Raw genomic sequence first — 19,708 nt, 5'->3', positions numbered from 1 at the left:
CGTAAAATGCCGATTGAGATCCCTTTTCTTGCTAAATGGTCATCACATCCTTTTGTTTATTGACAGCAGTATGATTACCCGCTATTTCTAACAGCATACTTGCGCATTCCATGTGCAAGCCAGAAGAGGAGCGTTGCCCAGGCAAGGTATCGGAGGAGCCGTAATCCGATGATGATACCCCAGGGGGAGCGACGCCGAGGTGATGTGTAATGCGGTATTCACACCATCGATCGCAGGGGCTGAATCCCCTGGGTTGTCACCCGGTTCGTCCTGATTAAGGACGTTCAGCAAGGTGGAGCGCTTCTGGGTGTATCGTAGTTTTTTTATTTCTACGCCTGCTCCCTGCTTACCGCTCTTCCCTTGTGCCAAGGCTGATTAATGGACTGTGTGGTTGAAAACAACCGCCCCCCTGACACGAGGTTTTTTGACATGTCTGTTACTGAAGTTTCCGCACCAGCAACACCTTTGATTATTGCCAAATTTGGCGGCACCAGCGTGGCTGATTTTGACGCCATGAATCACAGCGCCGATGTCGTTCTTGCCAACCCCGCGGTACGGGTTGTGGTTCTGTCTGCCTCGGCGGGCATTACCAACCTGCTGGTTGCACTGGCCGCAGGCCAGAATCTGGAAGAACGCACTCAGAATCTGACACGAATCCGTCAGATCCAATACGCGATTATCGATCGACTGGAAAACCCAGAGGTCATCCGCGATGAAATCGAGCGAATGCTGGAAAACATCGCCACATTGTCGGAAGCGGCGGCGCTGGCGACCTCCAACGCCCTGACCGATGAATTGGTGAGTCATGGCGAACTGATGTCCACCCTGCTGTTCGTTGAAATTCTGCGCCAGCGCGATGTGACGGCGGAGTGGTTCGATGTCCGTAAAATCATGCGCACCAATAATCATTTCGGGCGCGCCGAACCCGATTGTCAGGTACTGGGCGAATTGACGCGCAGCCAGTTGCAACCTCGTCTTGAGCAAGGGTTAATCATTACGCAGGGCTTTATCGGCAGCGAGGCCAGCGGTAAAACCACGACATTGGGTCGCGGCGGCAGCGATTATACCGCGGCGCTGCTGGGCGAAGCGTTAAACGCCAGCCGCATTGATATCTGGACGGATGTCCCCGGCATCTATACCACCGATCCGCGCGTGGTGCCGGCGGCAAAACGTATTGACGAGATTATGTTTGAAGAAGCCGCGGAAATGGCGACATTCGGCGCGAAAGTGCTACACCCGGCGACGCTTCTGCCAGCCGTGCGCAGCGATATTCCGGTTTTTGTCGGTTCCAGTAAAGATCCGACCGCAGGCGGTACGCTGGTATGCAATAAAACGGAAAACCCGCCGTTATTCCGCGCGTTGGCGCTACGGCGCAAACAAACGCTGCTTACCCTGCACAGCCTGAATATGTTGCACGCACGCGGTTTTCTGGCCGAAGTCTTCAGTATTCTCGCCCGTCATCATATCTCTGTGGATTTGATTACCACCTCAGAAGTCAACGTGGCCTTGACGCTGGATACCACTGGTTCGACGTCAATCGGCGATAGCCTGCTGTCCAGCGCCCTGCTGACCGAACTTTCCTCACTGTGCCGCGTGGAAGTGGAAGAAAATCTGTCGCTGGTGGCCCTTATCGGCAACAAACTGTCTCAGGCTTGCGGTGTCGGTAAAGAAGTCTTTGGCGTGCTGGAACCGTTCAATATCCGCCTGATTTGCTACGGCGCCAGCAGCAATAACCTGTGCTTCCTGGTTCCGGGCAATGATGCCGAGCGCGTGGTGCAGACATTGCATCGCAGTCTGTTCGAGTAACCAAACCACACGCTCAACGCGCCTTAATCCATGTGGTGTGAAATCCTCCCCACATGGATTAATTACAGCGTCAACGGCGATTCGTCCCGCTCGTCGTCCTCATCCTGCGAGACGATCAGCACGTTATAAGCCACCGAGCAAAACAGCGAATTCAACCGATTCATATCTCCCAGCAACCCCAAATGCAGCGAACTGGTTTCCAGACTCTGTACGTTCTGCTGATGTAAGCGATCGACATGCGCATGCGCATAACGACGATTCAGAATACGGAAACGATGTTTGGCGCGGCGCAGCCGCTTGGCGCTGGTAACATCCGCGGAAAGAAAGACCGATAGCCCAAGCCGCAGGTTTGCCAGCAAGTGTTCGTGCAAGTGATTCAGTTCCTCCAATCCCTGAGCCGAGAAAGCGCGGCGTACCTTGGATGAATTATTAGCGACATCATCCGCCATGCGCTCAATAATATCTCCCGCCTGTTCGAGGTTCAGCGCGACTTCGATCACTTCAGCCCAACGCCGGGAATCCCGTTCATCAAGACCATCTTTTTGGATCTGCGCCAGATAGAGTTTGATGGCGGTATAAAGCACGTCCACATCATCATCAAGCCGACGGATCTCACGCCGCTGCATATGATCGCCCCGCAGCACGTCCCGATACAGCCGTAACATCTGCTCAAGCACATCACCGATCCGTAACGTTTCACGCGCGGCATTGGTCAGCGCCAGAGCGGGCGTATCCAACGCGCTGGTATCCAGATGCCGGGGCTTCATCTGGATATCCACCTCCGGCGAGTCGGCGATCATCAAGCAGGACAAACGAGCGACCACCTCCGCGCATGGAATCAATATCAGGCAGCGGATCAGGTTGTAGAACAGGTGGAAATAAATCACCAGTTCCTCCGGGCTAAGCGGCCATTTCGCCAACCACCGGGAAAGCGGCTCAACGAAAGGCAATACGGCCAGACAACCAATCAGTTTGAACAATACACTGCCCAGCGCCACCCGACGCCCCGCCGCATTCTGCGCGGTGGAGCTAATCATGATCAGCACGCCGCTGCCCAGGTTGGCGCCGATCACCAGACACATCGCCACTTCCAGCGAAATCACGCCGCTGGCGGTCAGTGTTGCGGTCAGCAGCACCGCCGCCAGACTGGAATAACTCACCATAGCGAACAATGCGCCGATAAGCGCATCCAGCATAATGTCGCCGGTCAGCGAAGAAAAAAGCACTTTAACGCCGGCAGTCTGGGTGATAGGCGTCGCGGCCGCCACGATCATTTCCAGCGCCAGCAGAATCAGCCCAAGGCCGATAGCGACGCGTCCAAGTTGTCCTACCCGCGTCTGCTTACGGCTGAGGAAAAAAATCACGCCCAGAAAGATTAGCAGCGGAGAAAGCCAGGATAAGTCGAACGTTAATATCCTGACCATCAGCGCCGTACCGACATCCGCGCCGAGAATAATGACCAGCGCGGGCGCTAACGCCACTAAACCCTGAGACACAAAAGACGTGGTCAACAATGCGGTGGCGTTACTGCTTTGCACCAACGCCGTAACACCAATTCCCGCCATAAAAGCCAGAGGTTTCTTCTCGACGCTTTCGCTCAATACCCGCCGTAAGCTGGCGCCATACACCCTCATGATGCCGGTACGGACAATGTGCGTCCCCCAGACCAGTAATGCAATTGCGGACAGTAAATGCAGCAGCGTTAACACTAAGTTAATACCTCTAATGTAAATGTAAATTTGAACATTCAATAACCAACTATACTACCAGATGTTTCCTGCCAGGACTTTCAGGCTGTCTCTGTGTGGGATAAATCCGCTGACAGGTTTCAGTGCGGATAGTTAATTAAATAACAATATTTAGGAAATCGAATCCAAATCAATAAGATGTGTATTTACTCTTTTTGAGCATACAGCAAGCGCTATGCTTTCTTTCACAATCTGTTATGTCGGATTTATAAAAATTCCGCTTAAAAAACCATATAAGCTGTAAGGAAAATGGATGAAGACCAAAACATCATATGGCCTGAATTGGCTTGCACTCATTATTATTTTGGCTATCGCTAGCGCTTTCTGGCAATTTTCGCCTCCGACCGGATTAAGTGGACCCGCCTGGCATTCAACCATTATTTTTGTCGCCACCATTATTTGTATTGTTGCAAATGTTCTCCCCATTGGGGCCATCGGCATTATCAGTATGACCCTGTTCGCCTTGACTTATGCGGCAGGCGACACCACCGCCACCGGCGCGATCCAGACGGCGCTCAGCGATCTGAACAGTTCGCTGATCTGGCTGATCGTCGTCGCGTTTATGATCGCGCGCGGCTTTATCAAAACCGGTCTTGGCCGTCGTATCGCGTTACAAATGATCCGTTTGTTAGGCAAGCGCACACTTGGTCTGGCTTATGGTCTGGCCTTCGCCGATTTGGTGCTTTCTCCGGCAATGCCGAGTAATACCGCCCGTTGCGGCGGTATTATCTATCCTATCGCAGATTCGCTATCGCGCAGCTTTGATTCAAAGCCGGATGATGCCTCACGCAGTAAAATCGGGACATTCCTCATCACCTGTATCGGCAACGTCAACGATGTCACCGCCGCCATGTTCATGACAGCCTACACCGGCAACCTGCTGGCGGTAAAACTGGCGGCAAACGCGGGCGTCACCATCACCTGGGGCAGTTGGTTCGTTGCCGCTCTGGTGCCGTGTCTGATCTCACTGAGTGTTATCCCCCTGTTCGTGTACTGGCTGACCAAACCGGAAATTCGCCACACGCCTGATGCGCCTAAGCTGGCGGTTTCTGAACTGCAAAAGATGGGCAACATGAGCCGCGGCGAGTGGTTGATGGCCTTTACGGTTATCCTGCTGCTGGTATTGTGGATTTTTGGCGACAAGCTGGGAGTTGATGCGACAACCGCTTCCTTTGTCGGGCTGTCCTTCTTACTGTTGACCGGTGTGCTCAATTGGGAAGATGTAAAAAGTGAAAAAGGCGCGTGGGATACCCTGATCTGGTTCGCCGCGTTGCTGATGATGGCCAATCAGTTGAAAAGACTGGGTTTCACCACCTGGTTTGGCGACCTGATCGGTAATAGCATTGGTCATATGATGCAGGGAACCAGTTGGGTGCTGGTGTTGCTGCTGCTCAATGCCGCCTACTTCTATACCCACTACTTTTTCGCCAGCGGCAACGCGCAAATCGCCGCGCTCTTTGCCGTGTTCCTTGGCGTCGGGATTAACCTGAACATCCCTGCCGTGCCGATGGCATTTATGCTGGCCTTCACCAGCAGCCTGTACTGTTCATTGACGCAATACACGCACGCCCGCGGCCCGATCCTGTTTGGCGCCGGCTATGTCCCCACCGCCGTCTGGTGGCGAACAGGTTTCGTTATCAGCCTCGTCAATCAGGCCATTTTCATGAGCGCCGGGTTGCTGTGGTGGAAGGTGATTGGTTTGTATTAAGCCGCTGAACTCATATGGCGCGTAACGAATCAGGCCGGAATACCCCCGGCCTGATTCGTTTTATCACTGCGAAATGTATGATTCAGAAAGAATAGGAAACGCTGCCGACAATGCTGCGCTCGGCGCCAAAGTAGCAAAACTCCAGCGAGTTACAGGCCGCAACGTAACGTTTGTCCGTCAGGTTATTCACATTCAACTGCGCGCTTAACCCTTGCAAACCGATTTTTGATAAATCGTAACCCACCGCCATATCCACCAGCGTATACGAAGGCAAAGTATGCGTATTGGCGCGATCGGAGGTGATGCCGTTGACATAACGCACACCGCCGCCGAGCGTTAATCCATCCAGCGGGCCGCTTTTCACATCATAGCTGGCCCAGGCGCTGGCTTGATTACGCGGCGCATAAACAGCGCGTTTTCCCTGTTCACTCACATCATTGCTTTTCTTATAACGTATATCCGTATAAGTGTATGCAGCCTGCAAGCGCAGGTTGTCCGTAATCTGACTCACCGTCTCCAGTTCCACCCCTTCGGATTCGATTTCACCCACGGAACGATAGGGGTCGCTCGGCTGATTTTTGGTCGCCACATTCTTCTGATTAATACGGAATACCGACATGCTGTACTGGCTTTGCGAACCTTCCGGCTGATATTTCAGCCCGGCTTCCCACTGTTTGCCTTTCATCGGTTCAAGCACGTTGCCGTCCTCGCCGACAAAACTGGTGGGCGTGAATGCCGTGGAGTAACTGACGTAAGGCGCAAAGCCACTATCGAACAGATAAAGTAATGCCGCACGGGAACTAAAATTATCCTTATCCAGTTCACTGCGTGAACCGCTGCGCTTATCGATATTGATCACTTTCACCTGATCATGACGACCGCCCAACGTCAGGCGCCAACGCTCCCATGTCATCTGATCCTGAACATAAATCCCCGTTTGTTGCAGCTTATGCTTCTCAAACGTTGAGGCATACATCGCTGTCGGCAACGCGCCATAAACCGGGTTAAATGCATCAATTCCCGGATAAGCGCCTGAAGGCCAGTCCACATCATTATGACGTTGCTGATAGTCAATCCCCACCAGCAGACGGTGATTCACCGAACCGGTATCAAAGCTGCCATCCAGTTGGTTATCCAATGTAATCGCGGAAAGGGATTCACGCGCCCCGGAATAATAGCGATTTAAGGTGTCGCCGGTGCTCCAACCGTAGGCATAAACCTGATCCAGATGAACTTTAGTACGCAGATAACGCAGCTTCTGGCGTAGCGACCAGCCATTATCAAAACCGTGCTCGAAGTTGTATCCCACCATATTCTGCTTACGATCATACTTCTCGTTATTCTCTTCGCCTTCATAGAAGGTGTCAGCGATTTTCTGACCATTATGGGCAACCACCGTCCCCTCATACGGTAAACCTGAATGGCTGCCGCCTTCCGGGTCACGATGCAGGTAAGCCATCAGATCCAGTCGGGTCTTATCAGAAATGCGCCACGTCAGACTCGGCGCAATGGCGTAACGCTCTTCTTTCAGCGGCCCGAACTGGGTATCCGCATAGCGCGTCATACCACTGAGGCGAAACGCCAGACGATCGTCATCATCCAACGGCCCGGTGACATCAAAGGCCGCCCCGCGCTGGGCGTTATTACCGGCAAACAGTTTGATCTGTCCGCTACGTTCAAACGATGGCTGACGAGAGTTCAACGCGACAATCCCGCCCGGAGAAGCCCGGCCATACAGCACCGATGCTGGGCCTCTTACCACCTCGATACTGTCCAGGAACCAGGGATCGACCACCAGGGAACTGTGGGAGTTGGTATCTCCCATCATTTTCAGGCCGTCAAGATAGACATTGTCCAGACTGCCATCAGAAAAACCGCGCAGAACCATATAGTCAAAACGGTTGGAGGCGCCGATCTGGTTGCTGAACACGCCGGGCGTATAGCTTACCGCCTGTCGCACGCTGATAGCGCCTTGCTCCTGAATCTGATCGCGCGTGACAATGGAAACCGCCTGCGGCGTTTCTATATCCGGCGTTACCAATTTAGTGGCCCCGCTTTGAGTTTGAGATGTGACCACCAGTGTATCTTCCTGAGAGGAGGCTGGCGCATCCTGAGCAATCACCGGAATGGCAACACCACTGGTGATACAGCCGACGACCAACGCCAGCCGCGTTTTTCTGAGCATGACTCTCTCCACAGACCTTATTATTGTAAATAAGAATTATTACCGTTTTTGTTATCACAATAACTATGCGCAGTGACAATTTACCTATGAGCAATAACAAACCGGGAACTGTGCAGAAAACGCCGGATTATCCGCAAAGCGTGAGTATGAAATCAGAATAGTTGGTGAAAGAAGGTTGGTGGGCGAATAAAACGCGCTAACTCGTGGCTCGCGCATCGCTTGGGGCAATACCGTAACGGCGCCGAAAGGCGGTGGAGAAATTGGTCGCATGCTGATAGCCCGACATCCAGGCAGCCTGCTGAACGCTGTAGCCTTGCGCCAGATAACGACGCGCCAGTTCCAGTCGGCAATCACGCAGGTAATCAAAAACCGATTGCCCGTAAGCCTGACGAAATTTGGTTCTCAGGCTACTGGCGCTCATGGCCGCTAATTGCGCCAGTTCATGCAACGTATACGCTCTTTCAGGTTGTCGTTCTAATAATCGGCGCACGTTCTCCAACCGGTTTTGTTCACCTGGTGAAGCCAGATAACGCTTTTCCCTGCCGGGTTGCCCGCACGACAAGCCATATCCCAGAAGCTGAAGCATCACGCCTTCCAGCATGAACTGACGTGACAAACCCGGTGCGGTGTTTTCCAGCGCATGCTGTAATCCCGACAGCAGATAACCGGGAACCTGCCACACAAAAGCCGGGGTTCCTTCACGCTCCCACTCATGCAGCAATGAGGTGACCAGAGGAGCCGGCTGGAAGTTGCCCGGATTGATGCCAAGCGATATCGTCTTGAGATGGTGCTCGGCAAAATGACTGGCGTTCATCACCAGATGTTCTCCCAATCGGGTACTGAAAGCCATCCCGGAGCGAACAACAAACGCTTCGCCGTTCAGCCGCAGCGCCACGCAACCTTCCAGCACCACCAGCGTATAAAGCGGAGAACCATGCAGCGACGTTGATTCATAAGGTTGCAACACCCGCACATTGGAATTGGTCAGGCAGATGCCCGACGACAGCGCCATCTCTTCCACATCGCCTTGCACAACGATACGTTTTTCTTTCGCCTGATCACGGCATGACGATAAAGCCGGGAAGTGAAAATCAATCCCATAGCGTTCACCAAAATCAAAAAAATCCTCGATGGAAAACAGTCGTTTTAGCCTGCCGGAAGAAGATATATTCATGTTGTTCAGTCCGCATCATAGCCAAGATTTGGCGCCAGCCAACGCTCGACTTCGCTGATCCCCATCGCTTTGCGTTGGGCATAATCTTCCACCTGATCGCGTTGAATTTGGGCGACCGCAAAATATTTACTGTCAGGATGGCTGAAATACCAACCGGATACCGACGCGCCCGGCCACATGGCATATGACTCGGTGAGTTTCATGCCGGTATGCCGCTCGACATCCAGCAACTGCCAGATCTGCGCTTTTTCAGTATGATCGGGGCAAGCAGCATAGCCTGGGGCCGGGCGGATCCCCTGATAATTTTCGCGGATCAGTTCGTCGTTACTGAGGTTTTCATGCGCCGCATAACCCCAGTAGACTTTGCGCACCCGCTCATGCAGATATTCGGCAAACGCCTCCGCCAGCCGGTCTGACAGCGCTTTCACCATGATCTTATTGTAATCGTCATGTTGGGCTTCCCACTGTTCGGCCAGCGTATCCTCTTCCAGCCCCCCCGTCACCGCGAATGCGCCAAGATAGTCCGGCTTACCGCTGGATTTCGGCGCCACAAAATCGGACAGGCAGTAATTCGGAAAATCCTTTTTTTCTGTTTGCTGACGCAAGTGATGGCTGACCAGCAGCACCGCATTACGTCGCTCATCCGTATAGATCTCCACATCATCCCCCACCCGATTGGCGGGGAACAATCCGACGACGCCACGGGGATTGAGCGAACCGCTTGCAGAAAGCGTATCCAGCATGGCGTTGGCATCCGTCAACAAACGCGTCGCCTCTTCACCCACCACCTCATCTTGCAGAATACGTGGATATTTACCCGCTAACGACCAGGTCATGAAGAAAGGCGTCCAGTCGATATAATTACGCAGCGTTTCGACACTGGCCGTGACCGTTTGTACACCTAAACGATGCGCAACGGGTGGCGTATAGTTTTCCCAATCCAGCACGGCGGCGTTATCACGGGCAGCAGCCAGCGTAACCGGCGGCGTTCTGGGTTTCTTACGTGCGTGCTGAATGCGCACCGTTTCGTATTCTTTGCGGGTACGGGCAACGAAATCATCATATTGGTTCGCTGACAACAGCGCCGACACCACCCCTACCGTGCGGGACGCATTCTGCACATAGACCGCCGGGCCGCTGTAGTTCTGCTCAATTTTCACCGCGGTGTGCGCCTTAGAGGTCGTCGCCCCGCCGATGAGCAGCGGTATCGCAAACCCCTGGCGCTGCATTTCCTTCGCCACGTTCACCATTTCATCCAGTGAAGGCGTTATCAGGCCGGATAACCCGATGATATCCACATTTTCTTGTTGTGCGGTCTTCAGGATTTTATCCGTCGGCACCATCACGCCAAGATCGATAATCTCATAGTTATTACACTGCAATACTACGCCGACAATGTTCTTACCGATATCGTGCACATCCCCTTTCACCGTTGCCAGCAGAATCTTCCCGGCGGTGGTGCCTTTGGCTTTACTGGCTTCGATATAAGGTTCGAGATAAGCTACCGCCTGCTTCATGACGCGCGCCGATTTCACCACCTGCGGCAAAAACATTTTTCCGGCGCCGAACAGATCGCCAACCACATTCATCCCATCCATCAGCGGCCCTTCAATGACCTCAATGGGGCGCGCCGCCTGCTGACGCGCTTCTTCCGTGTCCCGTTCGATAAATTCGGTAATGCCTTTGACCAGCGAGTATTCCAGACGTTTGTTCACCGCCCAGCCCCGCCATTCCGCCTGCGGTTTGGTACTTTCGTCTTCCGCTTTGTTACCGCGATATTTTTCAGCCAGATCAAGCATGCGCTCCGTCGCGTCATCACGGCGGTTGAGGATCACATCTTCAACCGCGTCGCGCAGTTCAGCCGAAAGATCGTCATAGATCGCCAACTGTCCGGCATTCACGATCCCCATATCCATACCGTTGCGGATCGCGTGATAGAGGAAGACCGCGTGGATAGCTTCACGCACCAGATCGTTGCCCCGGAATGAGAACGATACGTTGGACACCCCGCCGGAAATCATGGCATGAGGCAACTGGGCTTTGATATCCGCGCAGGCTTCAATAAAATCCACCGCATAGTTGTTGTGTTCTTCAATCCCGGTCGCCACAGCGAAAATATTCGGATCGAAAATAATGTCTTCCGGCGGGAATCCCACCTCTTTAGTCAGGATCTGGTAAGCACGACGGCAAATTTCTATTTTCCGCGCACGGGTATCCGCCTGCCCCACCTCATCAAATGCCATCACCACCATGGCTGCGCCATAACGCCGGACCAGTTTGGCGTACTGTATAAACGCCTCGACGCCTTCTTTCATGGAAATCGAGTTGACGATCCCCTTACCCTGAATACATTTCAGGCCCTGCTCAACGACGCTCCATTTCGAGGAATCGATCATGATTGGCACACGCGCAATATCCGGCTCGCCAGCAATCAGATTCAGAAAACGAACCATCGCCGCTTCCGCGTCCAGCATGCCTTCATCCATGTTGATATCGATGATCTGCGCCCCACTTTCTACCTGCTGACGGGCGACATCCAGCGCTTCATTATATTTCTCTTCTTTAATCAGACGTTTGAATCGCGCCGAACCGGTCACGTTGGTGCGTTCGCCCACGTTAACGAACAACGTATTGGCATCAATATTCAGTGGTTCAAGACCGGAAAGGCGACAGGCTACCGGTATCTCCGGTAATTTTCTTGGCGCCACGCCCTCGACAACCCTGACGATGGCCGCAATGTGTTCCGGGGTGGAACCGCAGCATCCGCCGACAATATTCAGGAAACCGGCGCGCGCCCATTCCCCGATATGCTGCGCCATCTCCGCCGCATCCAGATCGTACTCGCCAAAGGCGTTAGGCAACCCCGCGTTCGGGTGTGCCGTCACGTAGCATTCAGCGATACGCGACAGTTCGGCGACGTATTGGCGTAACTCATCCGGCCCTAACGCACAGTTCAGGCCAAAAGAGAGCGGACGGCAATGCCGCAGCGAGTTGTAAAAGGCTTCTGTCGTCTGACCGGATAAGGTTCGCCCGGATGCATCGGTGATTGTGCCGGAAATCATCACCGGCAGTTCGATCCCCAACGCTTCAAATTCACTTTCCACCGCAAATATCGCGGCCTTGGCGTTCAGGGTATCGAAGATGGTTTCGATCATGATCAAATCAACACCGCCGAGAATCAATGCCCGCGTTGATTCTCGGTAGGCTTCGACCAGTTGATCAAAGCTGATATTGCGAAAGGCGGGATCGTTCACATCCGGGGAGATCGACGCGGTTCGGTTGGTCGGGCCCAACACGCCCGCGACATAACGCGGTTTATCCGGTGTCAGCGCGGTCCATTTATCGGCGCAGATCCGCGCCAGTTTTGCCGCCGTCGTATTAATTTCCGCCGACAGCGACGCCATCGAATAATCGGCCATCGCAATCGTCGTGGCGTTGAAGGTATTGGTTTCGAGGATATCGGCGCCCGATTTCAGGTAGGCATCATGGATTTCCGTAATCACCTGTGGTTTGGTCAATACCAGAAGATCGTTATTACCCTTCACGTCGCTCGGCCAGTCGGCAAAACGTTCGCCACGATAATCTTCTTCCTGCAAGCGATAACTTTGGATCATGGTTCCCATACCACCATCCAACACCATAATGCGTTGCGCTAACTGACGGCGCAATTCGTCTGCCCGATTAATCACAAGAACCTCATTGCCAACCGATGAATATCCCGCCGATGCGAGCGCCTATCCTAGCATAAGTTGCGGATCTGCTGATGTCGCGTCACATGAGACTTTTTCAGGCGCACAGGTTATTTTCGCGCCAGCGAAAGAAGTGTTGCATTATTGGCAGGAAAAACGAAAATCAATTCCATTATCACAATAGGGGAACCATGCCATGACGCCACCTGAACCTGCCAAAAGAGGCAAAAAACCCAGAGCCAGCGCCGCGACCCCAGCCCAGGCTACCGGACAGGTACAATCGCTGACGCGCGGTTTAACACTATTGGAATATATCGCCAAAGCGCATGGCAGCGTAGCGCTCACCGATCTTGCCCAACAAGCGGGATTACCCAACTCGACGACGCATCGTCTGCTGACCACCATGCAGCAGCAAGGATTTGTCCGCCAGGTGGGTGATTTGGGGTTATGGACTATCGCCTCTCACGCTTTTATCGTCGGCAGCAGCTTTCTGCAAAGCCGTAATCTGTTGGCTATTGTGCACCCGATCCTGAGAAAACTAATGGAAGCTTCCGGTGAAACGGTCAACCTGGCGGTGCTCGATCAAAGCGATTGTCAGGCCATCATCATCGATCAGGTTCAATGCACCGCACTGATGCGCATGTCGGCGCCGATCGGCGGCAAACTGCCGATGCATGCTTCCGGGGCCGGAAAAGCATTTCTGGCGAATTTACCGGAAAGTCAGGTCACCCAGTTGCTGCACAAAAAAGGGCTGCATGGTTATACTTCGCATACGCTGAATTCGCCGCAGAACCTGAAAGATAATCTGTCGCTGATCCGCAAACAGGGCTATTCGTTTGATGATGAGGAACATGCGCTGGGCTTACGCTGTATCGCGGCCTGTATTCTGGACGAGCATCACGAAGCCTTTGCCGCTATCTCGATCTCCGGCCCGGTTTCGCGCATTACCGACGACCGCGTGACCGAACTGGGCGCGTTGGTGATTAAAGCCGCCAAACAGATCACCAACGAATACAGCGGCGCATAATGCGTCATGCTGGGCGGCGGCTAGCGGGCGTCACGCCTTTTCAGACTATGCATTTTCCGTTGCCCGCAGGCTAAATCGTTTGCCGCGCCGATAAGCATAGACATCCTCAATATGTCCGTCACGGATACGTTGTTGTAGCGCTCGCCAGTAATCGGCGCAAAACAACTCGCCGTGCATTTCTTCAAGGAGTCGCCGTACTTTTTTGTCACTACAAAGAAAATGTCTGAACTCTTCGGGAAACACATCATCAGGCGTGACGCTGTACCAGGGTTCCGCGGCCATTTCATCTTCGGGATAGCGTGCCGGCGGAATATCACGGAAATTGACTTCCGTCATATAGCAAATCTCATCGTAGTCGTAGAACACCACCCGACCATGCCGGGTCACGCCGAAGTTCTTAAATAACATATCGCCGGGAAAAATATTGGCGGCGGCCAATTGCTTGATAGCATTGCCATACTCTTCAATCACATCATGCAGTTGCTGTTCCGTCGCCTGCTCAAGATAAAGATTCAGCGGCGTCATTCGTCGTTCCATGTACAGGTGGCGGATCACTATCTGATCGCCTGAATCCTCCAGTTTTCCCGGCGCCTCACGCTGTAACTCAGCCATTAACTCAGGACTGATACGGTGTTTATCAATAACGAAGTTTTTGTACTCTTGCGTGTCCGCCATCCTTCCGACGCGATCGTGCTCTTTTACCAAACGATAACAGGCCATTACCCGTTCAGCGCTAACCTCTTTTTGCGGCGCAAAGCGATCCTTGATCACTTTAAAAACGCAATCGAACGATGGTAGCGTAAACACCAGCATCACCATGCCTTTCACGCCGGGCGCAATAATGAATTGCTCCCGCGATTCGCCAAGATAATGGAGATATTCGCGGTAATACTCCGTCTTACTATGTTTCTGACAACCAATCGCCAGATAGCGCTCAGCGGTGGTTTTCCCCGGTAGAATATCGTGCAACCAAGCCACCAATGCCGATGGCAAAGGGGCATAAACCATAAAATAGGAACGAGCGAAACCAAAAACGATACTGGCTTCAGCGTGGCTGGTCAGACAGGTATCAATAAATACCGCGCCTTGTTCGTTGTGATGAATCGGCAACAGAAAAGGGAATATGCCTTCGGGTAACAACAGTTTCCCCACCAGCCAGGCCGCTTTATTACGATAGAACAACTCATTGGCGACCTGTAACGTTGCCTGGGATAGCTGTTGCATGGAAAAGGCGCATTGAAGATAATTGACGATATATGAAATATCCCGCGTTAAATCTTCCCACGGCAAACGTAATGGTAAATCCTGCAACAACCTTTCCAGCATCGCTGACCAGCCATCAGAGGGAAGAAAGACGCGCGCAATAGGACGAGGAATTTCACGAAAACGTTTTTCTGGCTGGGAACTAAAAACGAATAATTTATCGGGCGTGAGCCCCCGATGGTTGGACAAGCGACAGTAAACCGAATTGAAAAAGCTTTCCGCAATTTCAAAACGCGGATAGTCCGGCAACAACTGCGTGTAGATCTGTTTTACCCGGCCAAGAAAATCCGCGTCATAACAGCGCTCGCCGGTAATGCAACGCAACTGCTCAACCACCAGCCCGACATGATGATCATAAAGATGAATACGTTGCTTCATGGCTTGTTGTATGCCAGGCCAGTCCGCTTGTTCAAATCGGTGTTGCGCGCCAGAGGTGACTTCCAGAAAGCGACCGTATTGCGCATCAAACCCCTGCAAAATCGTCTGTGCCACCAGTTGCTCAAGGTCTCGCGCCATCATGCACTCCACATGAAGCCCGGTCAGCATTACGCTGACCGCTTAGTCTCAGAATTGCTGTTCTTCCGTCGATCCCGTCAAGGCCGTGACGGAAGAGATTCCGCCCTGAATAATGTTCGTCACCTTGTCAAAATAGCCCGTACCCACTTCCTGCTGGTGCGAGGAAAAGGTGTAACCGTCTTTTATCGCATCAAATTCCGGCTGTTGTACTTTCTCGACATAATGTTTCATGCCTTCACCCTGTGCATAAGCGTGGGCCAGATCGAACATGTTGAACCACATACTGTGAATACCGGCCAGCGTAATAAACTGATATTTGTAACCCATTGCCGATAATTCATCCTGAAAGCGTGCAATCGCACGGTCATCCAGATTCTTCTTCCAGTTGAAGGAAGGCGAGCAGTTATACGCCAGCAGCTTACCGGGATAGCGGGCGTGAATCGCCTGTGCAAAACGACGCGCCACCTCCAAATCCGGCGTCGATGTTTCGCACCACACCAGATCAGCATAAGGCGCATAAGCCAGACCGCGACTGATAGCTTGCTCTACGCCGGCATGGGTACGATAAAAACCTTCCGCCGTCCGCTCACCGGTAATAAACGCCTGGTCATACTCGTCGCAATCTGAAGTCAGCAGATCCGCGGCATCGGCATCGGTTCGCGCAACCAGTAATGTCGGCACTCCCAGGACATCCGCCGCCAAACGCGCCGCCACCAGTTTCTGGATCGCTTCCTGACTTGGCACCAGAACCTTCCCGCCCATGTGCCCGCATTTTTTGACGGAGGCAAGTTGGTCTTCAAAATGGACGGCCGCTGCTCCCGCTTCAATCATCGACTTCATCAGTTCAAATGCATTCAGAACCCCGCCGAAGCCAGCTTCCGCATCGGCGACGATCGGCAGAAAATAATCGGTGTAGCGTTTGTCGCCCGGCTCAATCTGATTAGCCCATTGAATCTGATCGGCGCGCCGGAAAGTGTTATTGATGCGTTCAACCATCGCCGGCACCGAGTTGGCCGGATACAATGATTGATCGGGATACATACTGGACGCCAAATTCGCATCGGCGGCAACCTGCCAGCCAGAAAGATAAATGGCTTCAATCCCTGCTTTCGCCTGTTGCAACGCCTGTCCACCCGTCAAGGCGCCCAGACAATTGACGTAACCTTTGCGGGATTCACCGTGCAGCAGTTTCCATAACCTGGCCGCCCCCAACTGGGCCAACGTACATTCAGGGTTCACCGAGCCACGCAAACTGATCACGTCTTCAGCACGATAAGGTCGGGCAATACCTTCCCAGCGAGCGCTTTTCCATTCTTGTTCAAGTTGTTGAATCTGTTGGGTACGAGAAGTCGTCATAGCTGCGATTCCTTTTTTACCGTCAGTGAGAATTAATCAAGCAGGGCGTAACCAGGCAACGTCAGGAAGTCGATAAGCTCATCCTGCGTCGTGATTTCTTCCATCAGGCGTGCAGCGTCATCAAACCGACCGCCACTAAATCGCGCCTCTCCGAGTTCCTCCTGAATCACCCGCATCTCTTCGGCCAACATCTGCTGAAACAACGCTTTGGTGATCACGCGTCCGTCGCTCAGCGTTTTTCCATGATGAATCCACTGCCAAATTGAAGTACGAGAAATCTCAGCCGTCGCCGCATCCTCCATTAGTCCGTAAATCGGCACGCAACCATTACCCGAAATCCACGCTTCGATGTACTGTACCGCGACGCGAATATTGGCGCGCATGCCGGTTTCGGTTCGTTCTCCAGGGCATGGTGCCAGCAATTGTGCGGCGCTGATCGGCGCATCATTTTCACGCAGCATATCGAGTTGGTTTTGGCGCGCTCCAAGAGTCTGCCCGAAAACCGCCATCACAGTGTCCGCCAGGCCGGGATGGGCGACCCAGGTGCCATCATGACCGTTTCTGGCTTCGAGCTCCTTATCCTTACGCACCTTGTCCAGCACCCAGTTGTTGCGCTCAGCATCCTTACTGGGGATAAAAGCAGCCATGCCGCCCATCGCAAGCGCCCCGCGACGATGACAGGTTTTGATCAATAATTTTGAATAGGCGCTCAGGAAAGGTTGCTCCATCGTCACAGACTGACGATCAGGCAGGACACGATCAGGATGGTTTTTCAACGTTTTGATATAGCTGAAAATGTAATCCCAACGACCACAATTCAACCCAACGATATGATCGCGCAAATGGTAAAGGATTTCGTCCATCTGAAAGACAGCTGGCAACGTTTCGATCAATACCGTGGCCTTAATCGTCCCTCTTGGGAGCATAAAACGATCTTCTGTATGGCAAAAGACCTCGCTCCACCATGCCGCCTCTTGCCACGACTGCATTTTTGGCAAATAGAAATAAGGGCCACTGCCTTTCGCCAATAGTTCACGGTAGTTGTGGAAAAAGTAGAGCGCAAAATCAAACAAACTTGCGGGGATCGCCTCACCTTGCAGCGTGACATGTTTTTCAGGCAGATGCAGACCGCGTACCCGACAGATCAAAACCGCGGGATTTGGCTTCAACTGATAAATTTTTCCCGCCTCATTACGATAAGAAATCGTCCCCCGAACGGCATCACGCAAATTAATCTGTCCCTCGATCACCTTGTCCCAGCTGGGAGAGAGAGAATCCTCAAAATCAGCCATGAAAACCTTTACGTTGGCATTCAATGCATTGATAACCATTTTGCGTTCAACAGGACCAGTAATTTCAACGCGACGATCTTTCAGGTCATCAGGGATACCGCGAATTCCCCATCCCTCATCACGAATGGAAGCGGTTTCCGAAATAAAATTTGGTAGTTGCCCGTTATCAATCTTATGCTGCCACACCTCACGCTCAGCCAATAACTGATTCCGCGCGACGGTAAAATGCCCTACGAGTTCGGTTAAGAAATCAACGGTTTCATCCGTGAGAATTTGTTTCTCTGCCTCACCAAAACGCTGGCTGAACAACAACTCTTTGCTTATTGTCTGTTGCGTCATTTCATGGTTCCTTCTCAGAATCCTCTACGCTAAGCGACTATCTGGACGTCGGATGAAAACTGAATATTTCTTAACCGACAGTTTTAAGCGTAATTCAATAAATAAAAAAATCAAAAACAATTTCCATTTTTAACTTAAATCTAATTCAATACCATGATTCATAAGAAGATTAACTTTCAAAGAGAAGAGGAAATGCTTTCATAAGCTGGAATGATGGGAAAACAGAAGTAAAAAAGGCGCCACAAAAGGCGCCTTGAAAGCGAGAGAAGATGAATTATTCCAATGTCGGATTCATACGGCGTAGATCATATGGCGTGATCTGATAAACGTAGTAGTTCAGCCAGTTAACAAATAACAAGTGACCATGACTGCGCCAGGTCGCTTTTGGTGCAATCTGTGGATTATTGGCAGGAAAGTAGTTCACGGGCAGCATCGGATGCAGGCTGGCGTCACAGTCACGGAAGTATTCATCAGCCAGCGTATGCGCATCATATTCAGGATGTCCGGTGACAAAAGCCAGACGTTTGTCTTTGCTGGCAAACAGATAAGCGCCAGTCTGTTCGGACTCCGCCAGAATATCCAAATCGGTATACTGACGAATGACCTCTGTCGGGAAGTCCGCATAACGGGAATGTGGCGCTAAAAAGGTTTCATCAAAACCGCGGGTCAGCAAAGCGTGTGGCTGCAAGGTCTGATGCGAATAAACGCCTGACAGTTTTTCTTGACGCGTCATCTTGGGAATACCATACAGAATATTTAATGCTGCCTGCACCGCCCAACACACAAACAGGGTTGAAGTTACGTGCTCTTTTGCCCAGGTAATCACGCGCTCTATTTGCGGCCAATACACAACATCACTGAAATCGACCAGTCCCAATGGCGCGCCGGTGACAATCAAGCCGTCAAAATTTTCATCCTGAATATCATCGAAATTACAGTAGAAATTATCCAGATGCTCAGTTGGCGTATTCTTCGACTCGCGACTATCTATACGCAATAGTTGAATATCGATCTGTAAAGGAGAATTCGATAGCAACCGTAGAAACTGGTTCTCTGTTTCGATTTTCTTTGGCATCAGGTTCAGTACCAACACTTTCAAAGGACGAATTTCCTGCGTTTTAGCGCGTGAGGATGTCATCACAAAGACATTCTCATTGCGCAGAAAATTGACGGCTGGTAACTCATCTGGAACCCGGATTGGCATAACCTTACATCCTCACAACATACGTTTATATGTTTATACGTTTAGACTTCTAGATGCCCGAAGATAGCGAGTTTTGATAAGAAAGTCGAGTAGTCGCTTGCTAAGGTGAAAATGTTTCATCACTATTTCAATAAGCTTATGCAATTTTATTATATATAGAGATAGTTTATCGCAGAAAGAAAATAAGAAGAGGTAAATAGATCGATTAATCAGTAGGTTAAAGTTAGAACGAATTTAAAACAAACTAAATATACCTGAGACATGGATGCAGACTGTGGCACAACGCAAAAAGCCCCATGCTGTCGCATGGGGCTTTCCACTTAGTTGATGCCTGGCAGTTCCCTACTCTCACATGGGGAGACCCCACACTACCATCGGCGCTACGGCGTTTCACTGCTGAG

11 protein-coding genes and 1 riboswitch are annotated in these 19,708 nt (G+C 52.0%); of the genes, 3 read left to right on the top strand and 8 right to left on the bottom strand.

Annotated elements, in window-relative coordinates; translation table 11 throughout:
* The first annotated feature begins 115 nt into the window (after positions 1 to 115).
* A riboswitch (Lysine riboswitch) is annotated at positions 116 to 311 on the top strand.
* Positions 312 to 429: 118 nt separating this feature from the next.
* Complete coding sequence (lysC, locus tag NC856_RS05240; RefSeq protein WP_264089388.1) at positions 430 to 1,806, top strand: lysine-sensitive aspartokinase 3; 1,377 nt, start codon at positions 430 to 432, stop codon at positions 1,804 to 1,806.
* A gap of 62 nt (positions 1,807 to 1,868) precedes the next feature.
* On the opposite strand, the gene NC856_RS05235 is transcribed toward lysC, so the two are convergent.
* The gene (locus NC856_RS05235; RefSeq protein ID WP_264089387.1) at positions 1,869 to 3,515 is read right to left on the bottom strand and encodes a Na/Pi cotransporter family protein; all 1,647 of its coding nucleotides are present in this window, start codon (positions 3,513 to 3,515) and stop codon (positions 1,869 to 1,871) included.
* A 292-nt stretch (positions 3,516 to 3,807) separates the two neighbouring features.
* Between NC856_RS05235 and NC856_RS05230 the strand changes: the two genes are divergently transcribed.
* The gene (locus tag NC856_RS05230) at positions 3,808 to 5,262 is read left to right on the top strand and encodes an anion permease (RefSeq protein WP_264089386.1); all 1,455 of its coding nucleotides are present in this window, start codon (positions 3,808 to 3,810) and stop codon (positions 5,260 to 5,262) included.
* 82 nt (positions 5,263 to 5,344) lie between these two features.
* On the opposite strand, the gene foxA is transcribed toward NC856_RS05230, so the two are convergent.
* The 3 genes from foxA to metH all read right to left on the bottom strand — a co-directional run bounded on the left by foxA (position 5,345) and on the right by metH (position 12,262).
* Positions 5,345 to 7,447 carry a ferrioxamine B receptor FoxA gene (gene foxA / locus NC856_RS05225; protein WP_264089385.1) on the bottom strand — a complete coding sequence of 701 codons (2,103 nt, stop codon included), beginning with the start codon at positions 7,445 to 7,447 and terminating at the stop codon, positions 5,345 to 5,347.
* A gap of 196 nt (positions 7,448 to 7,643) precedes the next feature.
* Positions 7,644 to 8,621 carry a helix-turn-helix transcriptional regulator gene (locus NC856_RS05220; RefSeq protein WP_264089384.1) on the bottom strand — a complete coding sequence of 326 codons (978 nt, stop codon included), beginning with the start codon at positions 8,619 to 8,621 and terminating at the stop codon, positions 7,644 to 7,646.
* 5 nt (positions 8,622 to 8,626) lie between these two features.
* Complete coding sequence (gene metH / locus NC856_RS05215; RefSeq protein WP_404802311.1) at positions 8,627 to 12,262, bottom strand: methionine synthase; 3,636 nt, start codon at positions 12,260 to 12,262, stop codon at positions 8,627 to 8,629.
* Between the two features lie 244 nt (positions 12,263 to 12,506).
* Here metH and iclR point away from each other — a divergent pair, with 244 nt between their 5' ends.
* The gene (gene iclR, locus NC856_RS05210) at positions 12,507 to 13,337 is read left to right on the top strand and encodes a glyoxylate bypass operon transcriptional repressor IclR (protein WP_264089382.1); all 831 of its coding nucleotides are present in this window, start codon (positions 12,507 to 12,509) and stop codon (positions 13,335 to 13,337) included.
* 45 nt (positions 13,338 to 13,382) lie between these two features.
* Here the strand turns inward: iclR and aceK are convergent, their stop codons facing one another.
* The 4 genes from aceK to metA form a co-directional block, all read right to left on the bottom strand.
* On the bottom strand, positions 13,383 to 15,116 hold the full coding sequence (aceK, locus tag NC856_RS05205) for a bifunctional isocitrate dehydrogenase kinase/phosphatase (RefSeq protein WP_264089381.1): 1,734 nt from the start codon (positions 15,114 to 15,116) through the stop codon (positions 13,383 to 13,385).
* Positions 15,117 to 15,164: 48 nt separating this feature from the next.
* Positions 15,165 to 16,472 carry an isocitrate lyase gene (aceA, locus tag NC856_RS05200; protein WP_264089380.1) on the bottom strand — a complete coding sequence of 436 codons (1,308 nt, stop codon included), beginning with the start codon at positions 16,470 to 16,472 and terminating at the stop codon, positions 15,165 to 15,167.
* A 32-nt stretch (positions 16,473 to 16,504) separates the two neighbouring features.
* Positions 16,505 to 18,103, bottom strand: a complete 1,599-nt coding sequence (gene aceB, locus NC856_RS05195) for a malate synthase A (protein WP_264089379.1) — start codon at positions 18,101 to 18,103, stop codon at positions 16,505 to 16,507.
* A 274-nt stretch (positions 18,104 to 18,377) separates the two neighbouring features.
* Positions 18,378 to 19,307, bottom strand: a complete 930-nt coding sequence (gene metA, locus NC856_RS05190; protein ID WP_264089378.1) for a homoserine O-acetyltransferase MetA — start codon at positions 19,305 to 19,307, stop codon at positions 18,378 to 18,380.
* Between the last annotated feature and the right edge of the window lie 401 nt (positions 19,308 to 19,708).

Source organism: Brenneria izbisi (assembly GCF_025840185.1).
In the GTDB taxonomy this organism is placed as follows: Bacteria; Pseudomonadota; Gammaproteobacteria; order Enterobacterales; family Enterobacteriaceae; genus Brenneria; species Brenneria izbisi.
Note: the sequence above shows the minus strand (reverse complement) of the source record. Positions and strands in the feature narration are given on the sequence as shown.